Origin of the sequence: Jatrophihabitans cynanchi (assembly GCF_027247405.1) — a bacterium.
Taxonomy (GTDB): domain Bacteria; phylum Actinomycetota; class Actinomycetes; order Mycobacteriales; family Jatrophihabitantaceae; genus Jatrophihabitans_B; species Jatrophihabitans_B cynanchi.
In genome coordinates, this window is sequence record NZ_CP097463.1 from 4149176 (window position 1) to 4161548 (window position 12373).

At 71.9% G+C, this 12373-nt stretch carries 13 protein-coding genes; 12 read left to right on the top strand and 1 reads right to left on the bottom strand.

What is annotated here, in order from left to right:
- Positions 1-23 precede the first annotated feature (23 nt).
- The gene (locus M6B22_RS20165; RefSeq protein ID WP_269443363.1) at positions 24-1559 is read right to left on the bottom strand and encodes a DHA2 family efflux MFS transporter permease subunit; all 1536 of its coding nucleotides are present in this window, start codon (positions 1557-1559) and stop codon (positions 24-26) included.
- 185 nt (positions 1560-1744) lie between these two features.
- Between M6B22_RS20165 and hisD the strand changes: the two genes are divergently transcribed.
- The 12 genes from hisD (at position 1745) to M6B22_RS20225 (ending at position 12292) form a co-directional block, all read left to right on the top strand.
- Entirely contained in the window at positions 1745-3046 is a 1302-nt protein-coding gene (hisD, locus tag M6B22_RS20170; RefSeq protein WP_269443364.1) for a histidinol dehydrogenase, read from the top strand.
- Positions 3043-4200 carry a histidinol-phosphate transaminase gene (locus M6B22_RS20175; protein WP_269443365.1) on the top strand — a complete coding sequence of 386 codons (1158 nt, stop codon included), beginning with the start codon at positions 3043-3045 and terminating at the stop codon, positions 4198-4200. Before hisD ends, M6B22_RS20175 begins: the two co-directional genes overlap by 4 nt.
- Positions 4197-4790 carry an imidazoleglycerol-phosphate dehydratase HisB gene (gene hisB / locus M6B22_RS20180; protein WP_269443366.1) on the top strand — a complete coding sequence of 198 codons (594 nt, stop codon included), beginning with the start codon at positions 4197-4199 and terminating at the stop codon, positions 4788-4790. Before M6B22_RS20175 ends, hisB begins: the two co-directional genes overlap by 4 nt.
- A gap of 3 nt (positions 4791-4793) precedes the next feature.
- Positions 4794-5396 carry an imidazole glycerol phosphate synthase subunit HisH gene (gene hisH, locus M6B22_RS20185; RefSeq protein ID WP_269443367.1) on the top strand — a complete coding sequence of 201 codons (603 nt, stop codon included), beginning with the start codon at positions 4794-4796 and terminating at the stop codon, positions 5394-5396.
- On the top strand, positions 5393-6121 hold the full coding sequence (priA, locus tag M6B22_RS20190) for a bifunctional 1-(5-phosphoribosyl)-5-((5-phosphoribosylamino)methylideneamino)imidazole-4-carboxamide isomerase/phosphoribosylanthranilate isomerase PriA (protein ID WP_269443368.1): 729 nt from the start codon (positions 5393-5395) through the stop codon (positions 6119-6121). The genes hisH and priA overlap by 4 nt, the downstream gene beginning before the upstream one ends.
- A gap of 3 nt (positions 6122-6124) precedes the next feature.
- A complete protein-coding gene (hisF, locus tag M6B22_RS20195; RefSeq protein ID WP_269443369.1) occupies positions 6125-6898 on the top strand; it encodes an imidazole glycerol phosphate synthase subunit HisF in 774 nt (257 codons plus the stop codon).
- A 16-nt stretch (positions 6899-6914) separates the two neighbouring features.
- On the top strand, positions 6915-7346 hold the full coding sequence (locus M6B22_RS20200) for a hypothetical protein (protein ID WP_269443370.1): 432 nt from the start codon (positions 6915-6917) through the stop codon (positions 7344-7346).
- A 118-nt stretch (positions 7347-7464) separates the two neighbouring features.
- Complete coding sequence (locus tag M6B22_RS20205) at positions 7465-8178, top strand: response regulator transcription factor (RefSeq protein ID WP_269443371.1); 714 nt, start codon at positions 7465-7467, stop codon at positions 8176-8178.
- Positions 8179-8231: 53 nt separating this feature from the next.
- On the top strand, positions 8232-9752 hold the full coding sequence (locus M6B22_RS20210) for a sensor histidine kinase (protein ID WP_269443372.1): 1521 nt from the start codon (positions 8232-8234) through the stop codon (positions 9750-9752).
- Positions 9753-9817: 65 nt separating this feature from the next.
- Positions 9818-10189, top strand: a complete 372-nt coding sequence (hisI, locus tag M6B22_RS20215) for a phosphoribosyl-AMP cyclohydrolase (protein WP_269443373.1) — start codon at positions 9818-9820, stop codon at positions 10187-10189.
- Complete coding sequence (locus M6B22_RS20220) at positions 10186-11685, top strand: anthranilate synthase component I (RefSeq protein ID WP_269443374.1); 1500 nt, start codon at positions 10186-10188, stop codon at positions 11683-11685. Before hisI ends, M6B22_RS20220 begins: the two co-directional genes overlap by 4 nt.
- Positions 11678-12292: a Trp biosynthesis-associated membrane protein gene (locus tag M6B22_RS20225; protein WP_269443375.1), complete on the top strand. Its 615-nt coding sequence runs from the start codon at positions 11678-11680 to the stop codon at positions 12290-12292. Before M6B22_RS20220 ends, M6B22_RS20225 begins: the two co-directional genes overlap by 8 nt.
- The last annotated feature ends 81 nt before the right edge of the window (positions 12293-12373 follow it).

The window sequence follows — 12373 nt, forward strand, 5'->3', positions numbered from 1 at the left end:
ATCAGGCTACTGGCCGCGCCCGATCAGTGCAGCGCCACCGGGACCTCCGCTGCCGCCTCACCCGCGCCGGTCTCGGACGACGCGGGCCTGCGGCCGGGCAGCAGCAGCACCGGGATCAACGTGATCACGATCAGCACCAGGGCGACCGTGAAGGTGACCGCGAAGCCGTGCCCCGCATCGGACAGGCCCTTCGCGATCGCTCCGGCGGGCACCTTGTCCTTGATCGACGGATCGGCCCAGGAGCCGATCGCGGCCGCGGCGAACTTCGAGTCGCGGATCTGGTTGGTCAAGATGACCGACATGGTCGCGGTGCCGACCGAGCTGGCGATCTGCTGGGTGATGTTCATCAGCGTCGAACCACGTGCGATCGTCGGCCCGCTGAGCGTGCGCAGCGCGCCGGTGAACAGCGGCATCATCGTGCAGCCCATGCCCAGGCCCATCACGAACAGCGTCCCGATCAGCACCGCGTAGTGCGTGTGCGCGTCGATCTGGGTGAGCATGCTCATGCCCGCGATGATGAGCAACAGGCCGGGCGCGACGACCTTCTTGATCGCGATGCGGTCGGCAAGGGTGCCGGCGATCGGCATCGTGATCATCGCGCCGATACCCTGCGGGGCGACGAGCAGGCCGGCGTGCAGCGTGCTCTCGCCGCGCACCTGCAGGAAGTAGCTCGGCAGCAGCAGCGCGGCGCCGAAGAACGCGACCGCGAACATCCACATCGCGATGATCGACAGGGACAGCTGCCGGTTCTTGAACAACCGCAGGTCGATCAGCGGGTGCTCCGGACGGAACGCGTGCAGGATGAACGCGACGATCAGCAGCCCGCCGACGATCGCCGGAACGATCACCCGCGCGGCGGCGACGGTGCCCTCCTCGGGGATGGAGGAGACGCCGAACAGGAACAGCGCGAGCCCCGGCGACAGCAGCAGCATGCCGAGGAAGTCGAAGGACTCCGACGGGCTGGGGTTGTCCTTCGGCAGCACGAGTTGGGCGTAGATCAGCGCGGCCGCGCCGATCGGCACGTTGATCAGGAAGATCCAGTGCCAGCTCGCGACCCCGATCAGCCAGCCGCCCAGGATCGGGCCGCCGATGGGGCCGAGCAGCATCGGCACGCCCAGTACGGCCATCACCCGGCCGACCCGCTCCGGGCCCGCGGCGCGGGTCATGATCGTCATGCCGACCGGCATCAGCATGCCGCCGCCGAGGCCCTGCAGCACCCGGAAGGTGATCAGCATGCCGATGCCGGTGGCGGTGCTGCACAGCGCCGAGCCCAGCACGAACAGCAGCAAAGCGGTCATGTACAGCCGCTTGGTGCCGAATCGGTCGGCGGCCCAGCCGCTGAGCGGGATCACGGTGGCCAGCGCCAGGGTGTAGCCCGTCATCGTCCACGCGACGTTGGCGTAACTGGTATGGAACACGTCCTGGAAGGTCGGCAGCGCGACGCTGACGACGGTGATGTCCAGGATCGACATGATCGCGCCGAGGACGACCACGCCGGCCACCTTCAGGACGGCACCGTCGAGCTTGGTGTCTTGGGCAGCGGCGGACGGGGCGGACATGGAGCGGCTCCTAGAGCGGTACGGGTAGAGCGGTACGGGCGGTGCAGGCTTGCGGTCTGGACTTGTGACGACAGGGCCGGCCGGAACTCATCGGCCGCCTTCGACCGTAGTGCCGGGCGCTGACATCGCGCGCACACATTTCGCACACGGCGAACCGGCTCCGCGCGGGCCCGTAAACTGGGCGGGTGCTGCGACGCGTCGATCTTAGTGAGGATTCAGCCACCGACCTGCGCCGGGTGCTGCCCCGCGCAGCGGTGGATGTGCACGCCGCGCTCGAGGCCGTCACGCCGATCGTCCAGGGTGTGGCCGAGCGTGGTTACGGCGCCGCCCGGGAGGCCACGCTGCGCTTCGACGGTGTCGACGTCGCCGAGCCGCGCGTCCCCGCTGCGGCCCTGACCGCCGCGCTGGACGCGCTCGATCCAGCGGTGCGCGATGCGCTGAACGAGTCGATCCGCAGGGCGCGCATCGGCCACGAGGCACAGCGCCGCGAGAGTGTGGAGACGCAGGTCGTCCCCGGCGGCACGGTGACCGAGCGGTGGATCCCGGTACGCCGGGTCGGGCTGTACGTGCCCGGCGGCCTGGCCGTGTACCCGTCCAGCGTGGTGATGAACGTGGTGCCCGCCCAGGTCGCGGGCGTCGGATCGATCGCGGTGTTCTCGCCGGCGCAGAAGGAGTTCGGCGGCCGGCCGCACCCGACGATCCTCGCCGCCTGCGCCCTGCTCGGCGTCGAGGAGGTGTACGCGGTCGGCGGCGCGCAGGCGATCGCGCTCGCCGCCTACGGCGACCTGGACGCCGGCATCGAGCCGGTCGACGTGGTCACCGGTCCCGGCAACGTCTATGTCGCGGCCGCCAAGCGGCTGGTGCGCGGTGTCGTCGGCATCGACGCCGAGGCCGGCCCGACCGAGATCGCGGTGCTGGCCGACAGCACGGCCGACCCGGTGCACGTTGCCGCCGACCTGATCAGCCAGGCCGAGCACGACACGCTGGCGGCGTCCGTGCTGGTCACCGACTCGGTCGCGCTCGCCGACACGGTGGACGCCGAGATCGAAAGGCAGCTGGGCCTGACCAAGCACGTGGAGCGGATCCGCGCCGCGCTCACCGGCCCGCAGTCGGCCACCGTCCTCGTCCGCGATCTGGAGCAGGGCCTGGCCGTCGTCGACGCCTACGCGGCCGAGCACCTGGAAGTGATCACGGCGGACGCGCGGCGCTGGGCCGAGCGGGTGCGCAACGCCGGCTGCATCTTCGTCGGCCCGCACGCCCCGGTGTCCCTCGGCGACTACTGCGCCGGGTCGAACCACGTGCTGCCCACCGGTTGTACGGCGCGGCACGCGTCCGGCCTGTCGGTGCAGTCCTTCCTCAAGGGCGTGCACCTGGTCGAGTACACCCGCGAGGCGCTGGCCGAGGCCGCGCCGCACGTGCTGGCGCTCTCGGCCGCCGAAGATCTGCCGGCCCACGGCGCCGCGGTCAGCGTGCGGTTCGAGCGATGACGACCCGCCCCCTGTTGGCCGCCCAGCAGGGCGACACGCCGCGAAACCCCCTGCTGCGGGGCCAAGGCCTGACGCTGGACGAACTGCCGATCCGGGACGAGTTGCGCGGTGAGCAGCCGTACGGTGCCCCGCAACTGGACGTCCCGGTGGCCCTGAACGTCAACGAGAACCCGTACCCGCCGAGCGAGCGCGTCGTCGCCGAGATCGCCGCAGCCGTGGCGGACGCCGCGCGCACGCTGAACCGGTACCCGGACCGTGACGCCGTCGCGCTGCGCGCCGATCTCGCGAGCTACCTGACAGCCGACGGCGGCGTCGGGCTCGGTGTCGACAACGTGTGGGCGGCCAACGGCTCGAACGAGGTGATGCAGCACGTGCTGCTCGCGTTCGGCGGTCCCGGCCGCACCGCGCTGTCGTTCGCGCCGACCTACTCGATGTACCCGGAGTACGCGCGGGACACGCACACCGCCTGGGTGGCCGGACGGCGCGCCGAGGATTTCTCCATCGACCGCGCCACCGCGTTGGCGGCGATCGAGGAGCACCGGCCGTCGGTGATCCTGCTCGCCTCGCCGAACAACCCGACCGGCACCGCACTGCCGCTCGCGGACATCGCGGCGATCCTGGACGCAGCGCCGGGCATGGTCGTGGTGGACGAGGCGTACGCGGAGTTCCGCCGGGCCGGGACACCGAGCGCGCTGACGCTGCTTGCGCAGTACCCGCGGCTGATCGTCACGCGCACGATGAGCAAGGCGTTCGCGCTCGCCGGCGGCCGGCTCGGCTACCTGGCCGCGGCGCCGGCCGTCGTGGACGCGCTGCGGATCGTCCGGCTGCCGTACCACCTGTCCGCCGTGTCGCAGGCGGTGGCGCGGGTCGCGCTGGCCAACGCCGACGAACTGCTCGCCGCCGTCCAGCAACTGCGCGCCGAGCGCGACCGCACGGTCGAGTGGCTGCGCGCGGTGGGGCTGCGCAGCGCGGAGTCGGACGCGAACTTCGTGCTGTTCGGCACGTTTGCGAACCGGCACGCCGTGTGGCAGGGCCTGCTCGAGCGCGGCGTGCTGATCCGCGAGACTGGTCCGGACGGTTGGCTGCGGGTGTCCATCGGGACCCCGCAGGAGATGGCGGCGTTCCAGGCCGCGCTGGTGGAGGTCATGCGATGACTCGCACGGGAACGGTCGAACGCGCTACCAAAGAGACCAAGGTGCAGGTCGAACTCGATCTGGACGGCACCGGGCGCACCGACATCAGCACCGGGATCGGCTTCTACGACCACATGCTCGCCTCGTTCGGCAAGCATGCGCTGTTCGATCTGAGCGTGCAGGTCGAGGGCGATCTGCACATCGACGCGCACCACACGGTGGAGGACACCGCGATCGCGCTCGGCCAGGCGTTCGCCCGAGCGGCAGGTGACAAGTCCGGAACCCGCCGCTTCGGTGACGCGACGATCCCGATGGACGAGTGCCTGGTGTCGGCCGCGGTCGACCTGTCCGGCCGTCCGTACCTGGTGCACACCGAGCCGGACGGCGCGCCGCCGACCATCGGCCCGGACTACGCGAGCACGCTCACCCGGCACGTGTTCGAGTCCTTCACCTATCACGCGGCGATCGCCCTGCACGTCACGGTGCACGCCGGCCGCGACTGGCACCACCTCACCGAGGCGCAGTACAAGGCGGTGGCCAGGGCACTGCGTACGGCCGTCGAGCTGGACCCGCGGGTGCAGGGCGTGCCCTCGACCAAGGGCGTCCTGTAGCGGATGAAGCGCGTCGTGGTCCTCGACTACGGGTCGGGGAACCTTCGTTCTGCCCAGCGCGCGCTGGAGCGGGTCGGGGCCGAGGTGACGGTCACCGCAGACCGCGATGTCGCACAGGCGGCCGACGGGCTGGTGGTGCCCGGCGTCGGCGCGTTCGCCGCGTGCATGGCGGGAATCGAGGCGATCGACGGGCGTGCGAGCGTGGCCGCGTGGCTCGCGTCGGGGCGTCCGCTGCTGGGGATCTGCGTCGGGATGCAGGTGCTGTTCCAGACCGGTGTCGAGCACGGGGTCGAGACGGCCGGGCTCGGTGTGCTGCCCGGGCGCGTCGAGCGGCTGAACGCGCCGATCCTGCCGCACATGGGCTGGAACACCGTTACGCCACCGAGCGATTCGGTGCTGTTCAGGGGTCTGGACGCGGACACCCGGTTCTACTTCGTGCACTCGTACGCGGTGCGTGACACGTCCGGGCTGGTGACCCGCGCCGAGCACGGCGAGTCGTTCGTCGCGGCCGTCGAGAACGGCGCGGTCAGTGCCACCCAGTTCCACCCGGAGAAGTCCGGCGACGCCGGCGCCACCTTGCTCGCCAACTGGTTGGAGATGTTGTGAGTCTGGTCCTACTGCCCGCGGTCGACGTCGCCGACGGTGCGGCCGTGCGCCTGGTGCAGGGCGCGGCCGGCTCGGAGACGTCCTACGGGGACCCGCTGCAGGCCGCGCTCGCCTGGCAGCGCGGCGGCGCGGAGTGGATCCACCTGGTCGACCTGGACGCCGCGTTCGAGCGCGGCTCGAACCGGGAGTTGCTCGTGGAGCTGATCGGCAAGCTGGACGTGCAGGTCGAGCTGTCCGGCGGCATCCGCGACGACGACTCGCTCGCGGCGGCGCTCGCGACCGGCTGCGCGCGGGTGAACCTGGGCACCGCCGCGCTGGAGTCGCCGGACTGGGTGCGCGCTGCGATCGCCGAGCACGGCGAGCGGATCGCGGTCGGCCTGGACGTGCGCGGCACCACGCTCGCGGCGCGCGGCTGGACGCAGGAGGGCGGTGACCTGTGGGAGACGATCGCCCGGCTGGACGCCGACGGCTGCGCCCGGTACGTGGTCACCGACGTGCACCGCGACGGCACGCTGACCGGCCCGAACCTGACCCTGCTGCAGGACGTCTGCGCGCGCACGTCGGCAGCCGTGGTGGCCAGCGGCGGCGTCTCGTCGCTCGACGACCTGCGCGCGATCGCCGGCCTGCGGCTCGAGGACGGGCGCGCCGTGGAGGGCGCGATCGTCGGTAAGGCCCTGTACGCGGGCGCGTTCACGCTGCCCGAGGCACTCGACGCGGTGCGCTGAGCGGTGGCCGTTGCCGTACGCGTGATCCCGTGCCTGGACGTCGACGCCGGGCGGGTGGTGAAGGGCGTCAACTTCGCCGGGCTGCGTGACGCCGGCGACCCGGTCGAGCTCGCGGCGCGGTACGACGCGCAGGGCGCCGACGAGCTGACCTTCCTGGACATCACCGCGTCCTCGGCCGGCCGGGAGACGACGTACGAGATCGTCCGGCGCACGGCCGATCAGGTCTTCATCCCGCTGACCGTCGGCGGCGGCGTCCGCACCGTCGCGGACGTCGACGCGCTGCTGCGTGCGGGCGCGGACAAGGTCGGCGTCAACACCGCGGCGATCGCCCGTCCCGAACTGATCACCGAGATCGCCGAGCGGTTCGGCAGCCAGGTGCTGGTGCTGTCCGCCGACGTGCGCCGCGTCCCCGCCGGGGCGCAACCGACGTCCAGCGGTTTCGAGGTGACCACGCACGGCGGCCGTACCGGCACCGGCCGCGACGCCCTCGCCTGGGTGCGCGAGGCGGCCGAGCGCGGCGCCGGGGAGATTCTGCTGAACTCGATGGACGCCGACGGCACGAAGGACGGCTACGACCTGGAGTTGATCGAGCTGGTCCGTCCGGCGGTGCGGGTCCCGCTGATCGCCAGCGGCGGCGCCGGCTCGCTCGGCGACTTCGCGCCCGCGGTCGCGGCCGGCGCCGATGCGTTGCTGGCGGCCAGCGTGTTCCATTTCGGCGAGCTGACGGTGGGGGCCGTCAAGGGCGCGTTGCTCGAGGCGCACATCACCGTCCGCTGACGTAGCCTTGCCAACCATGCAAGACGACGCGCCGGAGCCGACGGCCGGGCCGGTCGTGACGGCGATCGCGCTCGGCGTGGCCCCGCTGCCGCTGCTGGCCGTCTACGCCGTGGTGTTCATCGCCCACGGCACGCTCTACCCGGTGAACCCGCCGGACATCACCGGCTCCAAGGGCGGCGAGCTGCTCGCGGGCGTCGCCGCGCTGGTGCTCTTCGCCCTGGTCACCTGCACCATCGTCTGGTTCATGAACCGGCGCCGCCGCTGGCCGTTCCTGCTCGCCCAGCTGGCCACCCTGGCGACGGCCGTCTGGTTCGTGATCGACTCGCGGACCGGCCCGCCCGGGGTGCCGGTGCTGCTCGTGATCACGTCCGCGGTGGCGCTCGCGCTGGCCGTGCTGCCGGTCTCCGCGGCGCACGTGCACGGCGCACCCGCGCGTAGCGTTGCTTAAGTGGTTCACAGCCTTCCCCTACCTTTCGCTCAGCTGCACGGCACAGGCTGACTACAGGTCTGACCGAAGCAGGACACAGCCGGACCCGCCGGCCCGCCCGCGGAATCAGGGGACACAGATGAGCATTGCCACCGCCACGCCCGCTACGAAGCGCCGCGTCCTCGTCGTCGACGACGAGGACAACGTCACCCACCTGGTGTCCTCCGCGCTGCGCTTCGACGGGTTCGAGACCGTCACCGCCGACAGCGGCACCGCCGCGCTGTCGAAGGTCGCCGAGAGCGACCCGGACCTGATCGTGCTGGACGTGATGATGCCGGGCCTGGACGGCCTGGGCGTGCTGCAGAACCTGCGCGCCGCGGGGTCGCAGGTGCCGGTGATCTTCCTGACCGCACGGGACACCGCGAACGACCGGATCGGCGGGCTGCGCGCCGGCGCCGACGACTACGTTGTCAAGCCGTTCAGCGTCGAGGAGCTGCTCGCCCGGGTGCACGCGGTGCTGCGCCGCTCCGCCCCCGAGGACGCGCGTGAGGGCGTGCTGCACGTAGCCGACCTGGAGCTGGACGAGAACAGCCACGAGGTCACCCGCGGCGGCGTCGAGGTGCACCTGACCGCGACCGAGTTCGAGCTGCTTCGCTACCTGATGCGCAACGAGCGGGTCGTGCTGAGCAAGGCGCAGATCCTGGACCGGGTGTGGAAGTACGACTTCCAGGGCCAGTCCAACATCGTCGAGCTGTACATCGGCTACCTGCGCAAGAAGATCGACACCACCGACCCGAAGCTGATCCACACCGTGCGCGGCGCCGGGTACGTGATCAAGGCACCCCGTGTTTGACGGACCCGGCGTCTGAGCCGATTCACCGGCGCTCATGACACGCTGGCAGCGTCATGAACGTCGAGCAGCAGTCCGAGCCGGCCGAGCAGGCCACGCCGTGGTTGCCGGCCCCCGCCCCGTCGGGACCGTTGCCACGGAGCTGGCGGCTGCTTCCGCGCAGCCTGACCGGGCGGCTGGTGACCGGTGTCGTCGGGCTCGTGGTCGTCGTCGTGCTCGCGACCGCGGCCGGCACCTACTTCGCGTTGCGGTCCTTCCTGTACGAGCGCCTTGACCAGCAGGTGCGCACGTCGCTCGCGCAGAGCCCGCAGTCGCTGGACATCGACCAGACGACGACCGGCCATCCGCGGGCGCCGCAGCAGTTGTGGCTGGTGCTGCTGGATGTGTCCGGTGACGTCGCGTTCCAGCCGAGCCGCAACACCGGTGCCGAATCCCTCCAGCTGACACCCGGTCAGCGGCTGTCGCTGGTCGCCGATGTGCGGGCCGCTCATGATCAGATCCGCACCGTCACGACCACCGATGGCGAACGGCTTCGGGTTGATGCCCGGTTGACGACGTACCAGGGGATCCCGGTGATCTTCGCGGTCGGCCTGTCGACGGACGAGGTGGACCGGACCCTCGGCCACCTGATCGTGCTGGAGTTGATCATCGGTGCCTCGGCGGTCACGCTGGCGCTCGTGGCAAGTGCGTGGGGCGTGCGCTTCGGCCTGCGCAACCTGTACCGCGTGACGCGTACCGCGCGCGAGGTTGCCGTCGAGCTCTCCCCGGAGGGTGCCGGGCTGGACCGCCGCGTTCCGGTGTCCGAGCCGGGCAGCGAGGTCGGGCAGCTGGCCGAGTCGATGAACACGCTGCTGTCGGCGGTGGAGACGCAATTCGCCGCCCGGCTGGACAGCGAGCGGCGGATGCGCCAGTTCCTGGCCGACGCATCGCACGAGCTGCGTACCCCGCTCACCTCGATCCGCGGCTACGCCGAACTCGCCCGGATGCAGCGCGCGTTCGGTCCGGGTGGCGTCACCGACGCGGACAACCTGGACCGGATCGAGTCCGAGGGCACCCGGATGTCGCGCCTCGTCGAGGATCTGCTGACCCTCGCCCGGGGCGACCAGGGGGCCGTGCCGGAGGTGGAACCGGTGGATGTCGACGAACTGCTCGACGAGATCGTCGCCGGCTCGCGCGCAGCCTTCCCGGATCGCGAGTTCCGCTGCTCGACCACCGGCGACCTGAGCGTGCTGGGCGATCACGACCAGTTGCTGCGCGTGGTCCGCAACCTGGTCACGAATGCCGCGACCCACACCGCTCCGGACGGCCCGATCGAGGTTCGCGCCGCGGCGGCCGGGCCAGGCGTGGTGATCGAGGTCATCGACGCCGGACCGGGCCTGCCGCCGGAGGAGGCGGCGCACGTGTTCGAGCGGTTCTGGCGTGCAGACAAGGCCCGTACCCGCGCGCGCGGCGGCAGCGGGCTGGGCCTTGCCATCGTGGCCTCGATCGTGCAGGCGCACCGCGGCACCGTCCAGTTCCAGAGCACGGTGCACGGCGGCAGTACGGTCAGCGTCTGGCTGCCGGCGGCCGATCCCTGACGATCAGCTGGCGGCACCACCGGGCGCGGCCATTCCCGGTGCACCGGTACGTCACAATCAGTGCCATGCAATCCGGCACCCCGTCAGCACTCGATCCGGCCGTCGCCGTCCGCCTCAAGCGCGACGCGCAGGGGCTGGTGACCGCGGTCGTGCAGCAGCACGACACCGGCGAGGTGCTGATGGTGGGCTGGATGGACGACGAGGCGCTGCACCGCACGCTGACCACCGGACGCGCAACGTACTGGTCGCGCTCGCGTCAGGAGTACTGGGTCAAGGGCGAGACGTCCGGGCACGTGCAGCACGTGAAGTCGGTCGCCCTGGACTGTGACGGCGACACCCTGCTGGTGCGGGTCGAGCAGGTGGGCGCGGCCTGCCACACCGGCGACCGGACCTGCTTCGACGCCGGGGTGCTGACGGTCTCGGGCGGCAGCGCGTGATCGGCCGCGCCGACCTGGACGCGCTCGCCGCGACGCACCGCCTGGTGCCCATCACGCGCACCCTGTTCGCCGACGGGGAGACGCCGGTCGGTGTGTACCGCAAACTGGCCGGCGGCCGGCCGGGGACGTTCCTGCTGGAGTCGGCCGAGCCGGGCGCGTCGTTCTCGCGCTGGTCGTTCGTCGGGGTGAATGCGGTCGCCTCGCTCTCGGTCGCCGACGGCCTGCCGGTGTGGACCGGGACCGTGCCGGGCGGCGCGCCCACCGGAGGCAACCCGCTGCAGGTGCTCGGCGCTGCCTGGCGCGCGGTGAAGGGGCCGCGGCTGCCGGGCCTGCCGCCGCTGACCGGAGGTTTCGTCGGCTACCTGGGTTACGACGTGGTCCGCTGGATCGAGCGGCTGCCGGACAAGGCGGTCGACGAGTTGCGGCTGCCCGAGCTGACCATGCTCCTGGTCACCGACCTGGCGGCGGTCGATCACCACGAGTGCACGGTCGTCCTCATCGCGAACGCGTTGTTGCAGCCGGGCATGTCGGCCGCCGAACTGGACGCGGCGTACGCCGACGCGCAGTCGCGCCTGGACGCGATGCAGGCGGCACTGGCCACGCCGGCACCGTCGACGGTCGCGACCGTCGCTGCTGTCCCGCCGGCGGCGGCGGTGTCGCGCACCCCGGCGGGGGAGTACCGGCCTGCGGTCGAGCAGGCGCTGGAGGCGGTGCGGGCCGGTGAGGTGTTCCAGATCCAGGTCGGCCAGCGGTTCAGCGTCGCGACATCGGCCGATCCGCTGGACGTGTACCGGGTGCTGCGGACGCTCAACCCGTCGCCGTACATGTACTTCCTGCGCACCGCGGACGTCGACGTCGTCGGCTCCAGCCCGGAGGCGCTGGTCACCGTGCACGACGGCCGGGCGGTGCTGCACCCGATCGCGGGAACCCGCAAGCGTGGCGAGACCGCCGAACGCGACGCGGCACTGGCCGCCGAACTCGTCGGTGATCCCAAGGAGCAGGCCGAGCACGTGATGCTCGTCGACCTGGCCCGCAACGACCTGGGCCGGGTGTCCGCGCCGGGCAGCGTCCAGGTCGTCCAGTTCGGCGCGGTCGAGCGATACAGCCATGTCTGGCACATCGTCTCGACGATCGAGTCGCGGGTCGCCACGGGCCGGGACGCGTTCGACGTGCTGACCGCGACGTTCCCGGCGGGCACCTTGACCGGCGCGCCGAAGGTGCGTGCCATGGAGTTGATCGACGAACTGGAGCCGGTGCGCCGCGGCCTGTACGGCGGCGCGGTCGGTTACCTGGACGCGGCCGGGGATCTGGACATGGCTATCGCGATCCGCACCGCGGTCATCCGCGACGGCGTGGCGCACGTGCAGGCGTCGGCTGGGATCGTCGCCGACAGCCGTCCGGAGTTGGAGGAGCAGGAGACGCAGAACAAGGCGCGCGCGGTGCTGCAGGCCATCGCGACGGCACAGACGCTCACCCCGGTCGCGCCCGATGCGTGAACGCGCCGGGTTCGCGAGCGCGCTGCTGCTGCAACTGATCGGCGCGGCCGGCGCGTTGCTGCTGGCGACGCGGCACTGGCAGACGATCACCACGCCGCGTCCCCGTCCGTTCCGTGACGACGTGTTGTCGGTGACCGGCCGGACCGTCGATGCCGCGCCGACCGCGCTCGCCCTGGTCGCACTGGCCGGGGTGATCGCGGTGATCGCGACGCGGGGCGTGGTGCGCCGGCTGGTCGGGGCCGTGGTCGCGCTGGCGGCCGCCGCGCTGGTGTGGCGCTCGCTCGCCGGGCTCGACGCGGTGAGTCAGTCCCGCGCCCGGAGTCTGGTCCAGAGCAAGCACTCCGGTGCCGAGGTCGGCGCGGTGGCGCGGATCGACGTGCACGCGGTGTGGGCGGTGCTGTCGGTCGGCTGCGGTGCGCTGCTGCTGGTGGCCGGGCTGCTGGTGGTGTGGCGTGGGCCGCGTTGGGGCGGGATGTCGGCCAAGTACGACCGCCCGGCCGGGGGCGGGACGGCTGAGGACGAGCAGCAGGCGCGGGCGCGGGCGGACGCGTCGCTGTGGTCGGCGCTCGATCGCGGTGTGGACCCGACCGAGCCGACCGAGCGATGAATCGCCGCGGACCCCTGCCGGTTCTGGGACGAACCGCGCGGTTTACGCTCTCAGGATCACTCCGTCACGACGTGGGGAGAC